Below are 10,368 nucleotides of genomic sequence, written 5' to 3'. Positions count from 1 at the left end.
CCCGCCGATACCCGCCGCTGGATCCGCGACGCGCGGCCGTCGGGCCTCGTCGATGACGCGCATGTCCGCAGCACCCGCGGGCGCGTGGACGTGGACGCGCGGCTCGCGTCGGTCGGCTTCGACCGCGTCGGGACGGCGCCGGGCCTGCGTGGCATCGCGGGCCGACTGGCGGGCGACGCGGACGGCGTCAGCATCGAGTTCGAACCCAAGAGCGCCGTGCGCTTCAGCTGGCCGCAGGCGTTCGGGCCCGACCACGTGGTGCGGCTGACGGGCAGCGCGGGCGCGTGGCGCGACGGCGGCGGCTGGCGCGTCGCCACGCGCGGTCTGCACGTCGCCGGACAAGGCTACTCGGCGGATGCGCGCGGCGGGCTGCAGTGGCAGGGCGACGGCACACGACCCTTCATCGATCTCGCGATCGACATCGGCGCGACGCAGGTGCCGGTCGCCAAGCGCTTCTGGGTGCGCGACCGGATGGCGCCCACCGTGGTCGCCTGGCTCGACAGCGCGCTCCTCGGCGGACGCGTGGAGCGGGGCCGCGCGGTGGTGGTGGGCGACCTCGACGATTGGCCGTTCCGCGGGCACGAGGGCGTCTTCGAGGCGCGCGCGCACGTCGCCGGCGGGGTCGTGAAGTTCCAGCCCGACTGGCCGGCCGCCGAGGATGTGGACGCCGACCTCGTGTTCACCGCCACCGGCTTCGACATCGACGGCAGCGGCCGCGTCGGCCAGGTGCGCCTGCCGGCGCTGAAAGCGTCCATCGACCACTACGGTGTCGGCGCCCTGACCGTGCAGGCCAGCGGCGATACCGACGCCGCGCGCCTGCTGGACATCGTCCGCGCCAGCGGCCTGCGCAAGCTGCAGCCGGAGACCATTGACGCGCTCTCGGCGAGCGGGCCGGCCCACGTGGACTTCGGGCTCGAGATGCCGCTCGGCCACCACGGTCCGCTCAAGATCGACGGTGGCGTCGTGCTGAAGGGCGCGACGCTCGCCGACCGTCGCTGGAACCTGCGCTTCGACGACGTGCGCGGGCCCGCGCGTTACGACCTGCGCGGCTTCACCGCCAACGACCTCGACGCGCGCCACGACGGCCAGGCGAGCCGCCTGTCGCTGCGCGCTGGCGAAGGCCACGTGCGCACCGCGACGAATGCGTTCGAGGGCGATGTCGCGGCGAGCTTCGACATCGACGACCTTCTGGCCCGCGCGCCCGAGATGGGCTGGCTTTCGCCGTACGTGGCGGGGCGCTCGGCCTGGACCGTCGGCATCGTCGTGCCGCGCACGGCGCCGGGGAAGCCCGCGGCCGCGCGGCTGCAACTGCGCAGCCAGCTCGCCGGCACGTCGCTCGACCTCCCGGCACCCCTGCGGAAGCCGGCATCGCAGTCGCTGGCGGCGAGCGTGGACACGCCCCTGCCGCTCGGCAGCGGCGAGATCAACGTCGCGCTGGGCGAACTCGTCGCCGTGCGTGCGCGCAGCGATCGCGGCCGCACCGGCGTGCGCGTCGTGCTCGGCGATGATCGGGTCGACGAAGCCGCGCCCGCGTCGGGGCTGGTGGCGACGGGCCGCGCCGCGCAGCTCGATGCACTCGACTGGATCGCCTTCGTGCAGGGCGGCGGCAGCGGTTCGTCGTCGGGCGGCGGTGCCGGTGGCCTTTCGCTGCAACGCATCGACGTCACGACGCCGCGGCTCGCGATGCTCGGCGGCCAGTTCGGCGAAACACGCCTGCAGGTCCAGCCGCTGCCGGGCGGCGCTCTGGCGGTGCGCGCGGACGGCGCCACGTTGTCCGGAACGGTCAACGTCCCGGATGCCGGCCCGGTCACGGGCCGCTTCGCCCGCGTGTTCTGGAAGAGCAACCCGGCGAGCTCGTCCGCAAGCGCGCGTACGACGCCGACCACGGTCGCGCCGACGGTTACCAGCGCCGCGCGACGCCCGCAGGCGGGCACGCGCGCGGTCGTATCGCCCGCGACGGTCGATCCCGCGAAGGTTCCCGCGCTGTCGCTCGACGTGGACGACCTGCGCATGGGCAGCGCCTCGCTCGGCGCCGCGCGCTTCCGCTCGCATCCGACGGCCGCCGGGCTCGTTCTCGATGAATTCAATGCGCGCAGCCGCGGCCATCGCGTCGATGCCTCGGGCGAATGGACCGGGCGGGGCACTGCGGCGCGCACGCGCATCGCCGCGATCGTCTCCAGCAACGACTTCGGCGGCCTGCTGGACGGCTTCGGTTTCGGCGGCCGCATCGGCGGCGGCAAGGGCGATGCGAAGTTCGACGCGAACTGGACCGGCGCGCCGTCCGACTTCGCGCCGGGCACGCTGCAGGGCAGCCTGGTGCTCGATGCGCGCGACGGGCGGCTGCTCGGCGTCGAGCCCGGTGCCGGCCGCGTCCTCGGCCTGCTGAGCCTCGCGGAACTGCCGCGGCGGCTCACGCTCGACTTCGGCGACTTCTTCGCGAAGGGCTTCAGCTTCAACCGACTCGGCGGCAACGTCCGCTTCGGCGCGGGCCTCGCGCGCACGGACGACTTCGCGATCAAGGGCCCGGCCGCAGAGATCCGCATCCGTGGCGCCGCCAACCTGCGCCAGCAGACCTTCGACCAGACGATCGAAGTGCGTCCGAAGGCCGGCAACCTGCTCACCGCGGTCGGTGCGATCGCCGGTGGCCCGGTCGGCGCGGCGATCGGCGCCGCCGCCAGCGCGGTGATGTCGAAACCGCTCGGGCAGATCGGCGCGAAGACGTACCGGGTGACCGGTCCGTGGGCGGAGCCGAAGGTCGAGGTCATGACGCGCGACCAGACGCGCACGCTCGCGGCGACGCCTCCGGCCGGTTGAGGTCGCTCACGGCACGCCGCATATAGTCGGCGACGCCCCACCTTCCTTGGATCCTCGATGACGACTTCGCTGCAGACCGCCGAATCCCGCCTGCTCACGCCCGCGGGCCTCGATCTCGCGTCGCTGGACGGCGCGCTGGGTGCGCTGCTGGCGCCGGGGATCGACTTCGGCGACCTCTACTTCCAGCACGCGCGACGCGAGAGCTGGACGGTGGAGGACGGCATCGTCAAGGACGGCGCGCATTCGATCGAGCAGGGCGTCGGCGTGCGTGCGATCAGTGGCGAAAAGACCGGCTTCGCGTACTCCGACGAGATCGACGCACGCTCGCTGCTCGATGCCTCGACCTCCGCGCGTGCGATCGCGAAGGGCACGGTCGCGGGCGAGATGCAGGCGGGCGGTCGGCCGCTCGTGCGCGGCACCGGTCGCGCCCTGTATGCCGCCTTCGATCCGATCGATGCGATGGCGAACGCGACGAAGGTCGAGGCGCTGCGACGCGTCGACCGCATGCTGCGTGCCGCGGATCCGCGCGTGAAGCAGGTGACGGTGAGCCTGTCCGGCGGCGTCGACACCGTGCTGGTCGCGCGCAGCGACGGCCACGTTGCGGGCGACGTTCGTCCGCTGGTGCGGCTCAACGTGCAGGTGATCGTCGAGCACAACGGGCGCCGCGAGCAGGGCTACGCCGGAGGCGGCGGGCGTTACGGCTACGCGGAGCTGCTGGAAGGCGAGCGCCCCGAGCGCATCGCGCGCGAGGCGCTGCGACAGGCGCTGGTGAACCTCGAGGCGGTCGATGCGCCGGCGGGCGTGATGCCCGTCGTGCTCGGCAGCGGCTGGCCGGGGGTGCTGCTGCACGAGGCGGTCGGCCACGGGCTGGAGGGCGACTTCAACCGCAAGGGCACGTCGACGTACGCGGGTCGCATCGGCCAGCGCGTGGCGTCGCCCGGCGTCACGATCGTCGACGACGGCACGCTCGAAGGCCGCCGCGGATCGCTCAACATCGACGACGAGGGCCAGCCGACCAACTGCACGACGCTGATCGAGGACGGCGTGCTCGTGGGCTACATGCAGGACAGCCTCAACGCGCGGCTGATGGGCATGGCCCCGACCGGCAACGGCCGCCGCGAATCCTTCGCACACCTCGTCATGCCGCGCATGACCAATACCTACATGCTCGCCGGCCCGCACGATCCCGAGGAGATGATCCGCTCGCTCAAGCGCGGCTTGTACGCCGTGAATTTCGGGGGCGGCCAGGTCGACATCACGTCGGGCAAGTACGTGTTCTCGGCGACCGAGGCCTACATGATCGAGGACGGCCGCGTCACCACGCCGGTCAAGGGCGCGATGCTGATCGGCAACGGCCCGGAGACGATGCAGAAGGTGCGCATGATCGGCAGCGACCTCGCGCTCGACGAGGGCGTGGGCGTCTGCGGCAAGGACGGGCAGAGCGTGCCGGTCGGCGTCGGCCAGCCGTCGCTGCTGATCGACGGCCTCACCGTGGGCGGCACGAAGGCCTGAGGCTCCGCGCCGTGCGACCTCATTCGTCGCTGTCGTCGAGCCCGGTGTCGTCGCCGTCGTCGGCGTCGCTGCCGCCGAGGATCACGCCGCGCAGCTCGCGGAAGAGCTCTCGGAAGGCGCGCGGCGGCTTGCCGCGCTTCTGCTCGTCATGGGCATTGCGCACGAGCTGGCGCAGGCGCTGGCGGTCGCCCGCCGGGTGTTCGTCGAGCAGTTCCGCGAGCGCTTCGTCGCCGCCGTCGAGCAGCTTCGCCCGCCAGGCTTCGACGCGATGCAACGCCGCGGCTTCCGCGCGCGAGGCGTCGCTCTTCTCGTCGAGCGCGTCGCGCATCGCCTGCAGCTCCTCGTCGTCGAGCTTGCGCATCTGCTTGGCGAGGAACGCCAGCTGGCGCTTGCGCGCGATGTTGGCGGTGATGCGTCGCGTGTCCTCGATGTGCGGCAGCGTCGCCTCGGGCACCGGGACGCGGGAGAGCTGCGTCGGCGTCAGCTCGACGAGCGCCTTGGCCAGTTCCAACACGTCCAACGCCGCGCGCCGCTGCTGGCTGCGGCTGGGGCTACGGAATTCACCGGTTTCTTCGTCGCGACCGCGCATCGTCATCATCCCGCGCGCGACCGGGGCCGCCACGCATCGAACCGTCCGCGGAACGCGCGGACACGAGCCCGGAAGGATAAGACATTGAACGCGATCGCCACTTCGCCCGCCCTGCACGACGACAGCACCGAGCGTCTGGAGGCCCTGTCGGGGCTGTCGCAGCGCCTGCTGGACCTCGCCCGCGCCCGCGGCGTGACGCAGGCCGAGGTCAGCTGCTCGGAGGAGGCGGGGCTGAGCGTCAACGTGCGAATGGGCGAGGTCGAGACGGTGGAATCCACCCGCGACCGCGGCATCGCGGTCACCGTCTACTTCGGCCAGCGCAAGGGCAGCGCCAGCACGGCCGACCTGCGCGAGGAGAGCCTGGTCGCGACGGTCGAGCAGGCGTGCGCGATCGCGAAGTACACCGAGGACGACCCGGCCGCCGGCCTCGCCGACGCCGCGCTGATGGCGCGCGAGCTCGGCGAATTCGACAGCTGGCATCCGTGGGCGATCGACGCCGACCGCGCGATCGACCTTGCGCTCGCCTGCGAGCAGGCCGGCCGCGATGCGGATGCGCGCGTGGAGAATTCGGACGGCGCCTCGCTGTCGAGCGGCCGAAGCCTGTCGGTCTACGCGAACTCGCACGGCTTCGTCGGTGGCGACCGCAGCACGCATCACTCGCTCGGTTGCGCGCTGATCGCGGGGCGCGGCGATGCGATGCAGCGCGACGGCTGGTACACGTTCGGGTTGGCGTCGGCGGATCTCGAATCGCCGGTGGCGGTCGGGCGCCGCGCCGCGGAGCGCGCGGTCGGGCGACTCTCGCCCCGTACGCTGAAAACCGGCGAGTACCCGGTGGTGTTCGCGGCGGAGATGGCGCGGTCGCTGATCGGCCACCTGATCGGCGCGGTGTCGGGCGGCGCGCTCTACCGCGGCGCGAGCTTCCTCGTCGACAGCCGCGGCCAGAAGCTGTTTCCGGACTGGTTCTCGATCATCGAACGCCCGTTCGTGCAGCACGGCCTGCGCTCGGCCGCATTCGATGCCGAGGGCGTCGCCACGCGCGAATCGGCGCTCGTGTCCGCCGGCGTGCTCGAGCGCTACGTGCTCGGCAGCTACTCGGCGCGCAAGCTGGGCCTCGAGACCACGGCCAATGCCGGCGGCGTGCACAACCTCGACGTGTCCGCCAATGCGGGCGGGCTCGACGACGTGCTGGCGCGGATGGGCACCGGCCTGCTCGTCACCGAGCTCATGGGCCACGGTGCGAACACCACGACGGGCGACTACTCGCGCGGCGCCGCGGGCTTCTGGATCGAAAACGGAGTGCCGCAGTATCCGGTGGACGGCGTCACGGTCGCCGGCCACCTGCGTTCGATGTTCGAGCGCATCGAGGCGGTCGGCAGCGACGTCGACCGACGCTCGCACGTGCGCACGGGTTCGATCCTCGTCGGCCGAATGACGGTGGCGGGCGAATCGACCGATGGCGGTTGACGCGCCCTTCACGGAGCGCGAGAGTGCGGACTGCCAACGCGCGTCCCGCGCAGGAGTAGCCCATGAGTGACATCAACGATTCCCCGGCCGGCGCCAGCGAAACGCCGCCGCCGTACTCGCAGCCGTCGCCGACGCCGGCCGCCGCGGCAACGCATGCCAGCGGGATTTCCGCGGACGAGCGGCAGTGGGCGATGTTCGCGCACCTGTCGGCGCTCGTCGGCGGCATCGTGACCGCCGGCTGGGCCGCGAGCCTCGGCTGCATCATCGGTCCGCTCGTGATCTGGATGATGAAGAAGGAGACGATGCGGTTCGTCGACGACCAGGGCAAGGAAGCGCTGAACTTCAACATCACGGTCGGCATCGTGTTCCTTGTGCTGTTCGTGCTGACGTTCGTGACGCTGGGCATCGGCATCCTGCTCACCGGCCCGCTGATGCTGATCGTCGGCCTGGCGTGGCTCGTCGTCACGATCATTGCCGCGATCAAGGCGAACGAGGGCGTCGCGTACCGGTATCCCTTCGCGCTGCGCCTCGTGAAGTAATCGAGTCACTCGTATTGCGAAAAAGCCCGGCGATGCCGGGCTTTTTCTTTGCGCGACGTGTTGGCGCTCAGTGCGTGCGCGCGACCGCGTAGTCGCCGAGCCCGCGCAAGGCATCGGCACGCGAATCGAACCCGGCGAGCGCCGCCGCCATGCGTCCGCGCAATGTGGCGAGCCGGGATCTCGAGGCGTCGAGACCGAGCAGCGCGGGAAACGTCGCCTTGTCCTGCGCGGCGTCCTTGCCGGCGGTCTTGCCCAGCTGGGCGGTGTCCGCTTCGACGTCGAGGATGTCGTCGCGCACCTGGAAGGCGAGGCCGAGGGCGTCGGCGAAGTCGTCGAGCCTGGCGAGGGCCTGCGCATCGGCGCGGCCGCACAGCGCGCCCATCCGGACCGCCGCGCGGATGAGCGCGCCGGTCTTCAGCGCATGCAGGCGCTCGAGCGCGTCGACGTCCACCGCGGCGCTGCGGCCCGTGGCTTCGAGGTCCAGCGCCTGGCCGCCGCACATGCCGGCCCCGCCCGCGGCGGCGGCGAGCGTGCGGACCAGCTCGACCGCGACGTCCGCGGGCACCGGCGCATTGGTCAGCACGTCGAAGGCGAGCGCCTGCAGCGCATCGCCCGCGAGGATCGCCGTCGCCTCGTCGAAGGCGACGTGCACGGTGGGCTGGCCGCGGCGCAGGGCGTCGTCGTCCATGGCCGGAAGGTCGTCGTGGACGAGCGAATACGCGTGGACGAGTTCGACCGCGACGCCCGCGGCGATCGACGCGGCCTCGTCGGCGTCGAACAGCGCGCCACTGGCCAGCGACAGCAGCGGGCGCATGCGCTTGCCGCCGAGCAGCACGGCATGGCGCATGGCGGCCTGCAGGCGGGGCGGGGCGGGAGTCGTCGCGAGCGCCTTCGCCAGCGCGGCGTCGATGCGGCCGCGCCAGGCGTCCAGGCGCGGGTCAGGCATCGGGCGCAGACGCGTCCGGGTACGCCTGTGCCGAGGCCGGATCCTGGGGATCGGTAAGCAGGCGAACCCGCATCTCCGCGTCTTCCAGCGCCGTCTGGCAGCGGCGGTAGAGGCCGACACCCTCCTCGTAGGCCGCGAGCGACTCGTCGAGGCTCATCTCGCCCTGTTCCATGCGTTCGACCAGCCGTTCGAGCGAATCGAGCGAGCGCTCGAAGTCGGCGACGGGGGACGGCTCGGGGGTGTCTTTGCGCGGCATGGCGGAAGTGTGGCGGCGGTCGCGGGGCAGGGTCAATGCAGTGTCGCGCAACCCGCGTGGCGCGCGGGTGAGCCGCTCAGGCACCCGGCGGGCGCGTCCAGACGAGGCGGGCACCGCGCGCGACGAGCCAGTCGGCGAAATCCGCCGAGGTCGCGACGTCGCCTGCGGCCAGGACGTGGCCTTCGACGATCAGGAGCGGCAGGTGCGCGCGCGTCCACGGCGGGACGCGCAGCGCCTGCAGCACGTGCTTGAGCGCGTGCCGATGCGGGCGGCCCGGCAGCCGGATGCGTTCGCCGCCGCGGCGCCCCGTCACGCGGGTTCCCGACGGCAGTCCGACGGCTGGCGCGAGTTCGAGCCGGCCGCCGTCCGGGAGGTCGAGCGGGGCGAGGCCGTCCCAGGCGCGGTCGAACGCCGGGTCGAGCGCCGTCGCCGGACGCAGCGCATGCAGGCGACCGTCCCAGGCCCGCACGGAGGCGCCGCTCCAGTCGAACCGCGCGGTGGAGTCCGGCCGCGCGGTCATGAGGTCCGCCTCGATCCGGGCGACCCCGCGCCCGGGCAGCGGCGGCAGGCCGCAGGCGTCGATCCAGCACCGCAGGACGCGTGCCCGACGCGCCGGGGGCAATGCCGTCAGCTCGGCGATCGACAGCGTGTCGGTGCCTTCGACGGTGCACCGCTGGAGGGACGCGCGGTCCTCGCCGTCGAGGAGCGTCGAGGCCGCATCGGAAAGCGCGGCCGATCGTGCGAGCGCCGCATCGGCCTGCGGCCAGCGCTCGCGCAGGAGAGGCATCAGGCGCGTGCGCAGGAACGTGCGGTCGAAGCGCGCGTCGTCATTTGCCGGATCTTCGATCCAGTGCAGACCGTGCGCCTCGGCGTAGGCGCGCAATGCTTCGCGCGGACAGGCGAGCAGCGGTCGCCAGAGGTGCGCGTGGCCGAATGCGCGCCAGGTGCGCATGGCGCGCAGGCCCTCCGGACCCGAGCCCCGCAGGGCGCACAGCATGAAGGTTTCCGCCTGGTCGTCGCGGTGATGGGCGAGGGCGACGATGTCGCCGGGCGCGGCGGCCTCGCGCAGCGCGGCATGGCGCGCACGACGCGCCGCAGCTTCGATGCCGTCGCCTGCCGGCGAGACGGCGACGCGCACCGTGGTCAACGGCACGTCGAGCATCGCGCATGTGTCCCCGCAGCGCCGTGCCCACGTCGGCGCGTCGGGATGCAGGCCGTGGTCCACATGCACCGCGTGCACGCGTCCGCGCAGCGACGCGTCCGTGGCGAGCCGATGCAAAAGGGCCGTCGAGTCGAGGCCACCGCTGAAGCCCACGACGATGCGTGCGTCCGGTCTGTCGAGCGCAGGCGAGAGGTCGAGGTCGAGCGCGACGGGCATCGCCGCATGCTAAGCGAGGCGGGTGCGAGGCGCGCGGGGAGTCGGCACACTGCGCGCACGGAGGAAACGCATGAACGTTCGTCACTGGATCGTCGCCGCCGCGCTCGCGGCCTGCGTGCTGGCACCGCTCGCCGTGGTGGCGGTCTACGTCGCCAATCCGGCGGGTGCACGCTCGATGGATCCGCGCGAGCGGCTCCTCGGCATCGGCGTCTACCGCGTGCCGAGCCGGTCCATGCAGCCCACGCTCGAACCCGGCAGCGTGGTGGTGGCACGCGTCGGCGAGGCCGCGACACGCGAGCTCCGCCGCGGCGACCTCGTTGTCTTCGCGCCGCCGCATCATCCCGAGCAGGTCTGGCTCAAGCGCGTCATCGGCCTGCCCGGCGACGAGGTGGAAATCCGCGACGGCACGCTGTTCGTCAACGGGCGGTCGACGCCGGAGCCCTACGTCTCTACGGAAAACGCCACCCAGCCGTATTCACGCGTTCACCCGCCGACCACCGTCCCACCCGGCCGTCTGTTCGTGCTGGGCGACAATCGCGACAACAGCGAGGACAGCCGCTTCTGGGGATTCGCCGACCTCGATTGGGTCCGCGGCCGCGTGACGCGCTGACTCAGGCGGCTTCGTACGCGCCGTACCCGCGCAGGCGTCGGTAGCGGCCCTCGACGAGCGCGTCGGGCGAGAGCCCTTCCAGCGCGTCGAGCTCGTTCATCAGCACGGTCTTGAGGCGGATCGCCATCTGCTGCGGATTGCGGTGCGCGCCGCCCGTGGGCTCGCGCACCACCTTGTCGACGAGCCCGAGCGAATGCAGGCGTCGCGCGGTGAGGCCCAACTGCTCGGCCGCGTCCTTCGCCTTGTCGGCCGACTTCCAG

At 72.5% G+C, this 10,368-nt stretch carries 9 protein-coding genes and 1 pseudogene; 5 read left to right on the top strand and 5 right to left on the bottom strand.

Annotated elements, in window-relative coordinates; genetic code table 11:
• Nucleotides 1-2,814, top strand: a 2,814-nt coding sequence (locus ACY35P_RS13670; protein ID WP_462116391.1) for a YhdP family protein, incomplete at its 5' end; no start/stop codon positions are given.
• 57 nt (nt 2,815-2,871) lie between these two features.
• Nucleotides 2,872-4,326: a metalloprotease TldD gene (gene tldD, locus ACY35P_RS13665; RefSeq protein WP_462116390.1), complete on the top strand. Its 1,455-nt coding sequence runs from the start codon at nt 2,872-2,874 to the stop codon at nt 4,324-4,326.
• A gap of 19 nt (nt 4,327-4,345) precedes the next feature.
• Here the strand turns inward: tldD and yjgA are convergent, their stop codons facing one another.
• Complete coding sequence (gene yjgA / locus ACY35P_RS13660) at nt 4,346-4,915, bottom strand: ribosome biogenesis factor YjgA (RefSeq protein ID WP_462116392.1); 570 nt, start codon at nt 4,913-4,915, stop codon at nt 4,346-4,348.
• 84 nt (nt 4,916-4,999) lie between these two features.
• Between yjgA and pmbA the strand changes: the two genes are divergently transcribed.
• Both pmbA and ACY35P_RS13650 read left to right on the top strand, forming a co-directional pair.
• Complete coding sequence (pmbA, locus tag ACY35P_RS13655) at nt 5,000-6,379, top strand: metalloprotease PmbA (RefSeq protein ID WP_462116389.1); 1,380 nt, start codon at nt 5,000-5,002, stop codon at nt 6,377-6,379.
• 62 nt (nt 6,380-6,441) lie between these two features.
• The gene (locus ACY35P_RS13650) at nt 6,442-6,918 is read left to right on the top strand and encodes a DUF4870 domain-containing protein (RefSeq protein ID WP_462116388.1); all 477 of its coding nucleotides are present in this window, start codon (nt 6,442-6,444) and stop codon (nt 6,916-6,918) included.
• Between the two features lie 67 nt (nt 6,919-6,985).
• On the opposite strand, the gene ACY35P_RS13645 is transcribed toward ACY35P_RS13650, so the two are convergent.
• From ACY35P_RS13645 to tilS, 3 genes are all read right to left on the bottom strand, one after another.
• Nucleotides 6,986-7,864 carry a polyprenyl synthetase family protein gene (locus ACY35P_RS13645; protein WP_462116387.1) on the bottom strand — a complete coding sequence of 293 codons (879 nt, stop codon included), beginning with the start codon at nt 7,862-7,864 and terminating at the stop codon, nt 6,986-6,988.
• Nucleotides 7,857-8,120 carry an exodeoxyribonuclease VII small subunit gene (locus ACY35P_RS13640; RefSeq protein WP_462116386.1) on the bottom strand — a complete coding sequence of 88 codons (264 nt, stop codon included), beginning with the start codon at nt 8,118-8,120 and terminating at the stop codon, nt 7,857-7,859. Before ACY35P_RS13640 ends, ACY35P_RS13645 begins: the two co-directional genes overlap by 8 nt.
• Before the next feature lie 76 nt (nt 8,121-8,196).
• Complete coding sequence (tilS, locus tag ACY35P_RS13635; RefSeq protein WP_462116385.1) at nt 8,197-9,498, bottom strand: tRNA lysidine(34) synthetase TilS; 1,302 nt, start codon at nt 9,496-9,498, stop codon at nt 8,197-8,199.
• 70 nt (nt 9,499-9,568) lie between these two features.
• On the opposite strand from tilS, the gene lepB reads away from it, so the two are divergent.
• Nucleotides 9,569-10,108 (top strand): signal peptidase I, encoded by a 540-nt coding sequence (gene lepB / locus ACY35P_RS13630; protein WP_462116384.1) that lies wholly within the window; start codon nt 9,569-9,571, stop codon nt 10,106-10,108.
• Between the two features lies 1 nt (nt 10,109).
• On the opposite strand, the pseudogene ACY35P_RS13625 reads toward lepB, so the two are convergent.
• Nucleotides 10,110-10,368, bottom strand: a pseudogene (locus ACY35P_RS13625) (acetyl-CoA carboxylase carboxyl transferase subunit alpha); the annotation flags it as partial.

Source organism: Lysobacter xanthus (assembly GCF_047159895.1).
This window is presented reverse-complemented; position numbering and strand designations above follow the sequence as displayed.

Excerpts from the sequence above, each read along its gene's own strand:
- tldD (WP_462116390.1), top strand. The coding sequence starts at position 2,872 with ATGACGACTTCGCTGCAGACCGCCGAATCCCGCCTGCTCACGCCCGCG.
- yjgA (WP_462116392.1), bottom strand. The coding sequence starts at position 4,915 with ATGCGCGGTCGCGACGAAGAAACCGGTGAATTCCGTAGCCCCAGCCGC.
- ACY35P_RS13650 (WP_462116388.1), top strand. The coding sequence starts at position 6,442 with ATGAGTGACATCAACGATTCCCCGGCCGGCGCCAGCGAAACGCCGCCG.
- ACY35P_RS13645 (WP_462116387.1), bottom strand. The coding sequence starts at position 7,864 with ATGCCTGACCCGCGCCTGGACGCCTGGCGCGGCCGCATCGACGCCGCG.
- ACY35P_RS13640 (WP_462116386.1), bottom strand. The coding sequence starts at position 8,120 with ATGCCGCGCAAAGACACCCCCGAGCCGTCCCCCGTCGCCGACTTCGAG.
- tilS (WP_462116385.1), bottom strand. The coding sequence starts at position 9,498 with ATGCCCGTCGCGCTCGACCTCGACCTCTCGCCTGCGCTCGACAGACCG.
- lepB (WP_462116384.1), top strand. The coding sequence starts at position 9,569 with ATGAACGTTCGTCACTGGATCGTCGCCGCCGCGCTCGCGGCCTGCGTG.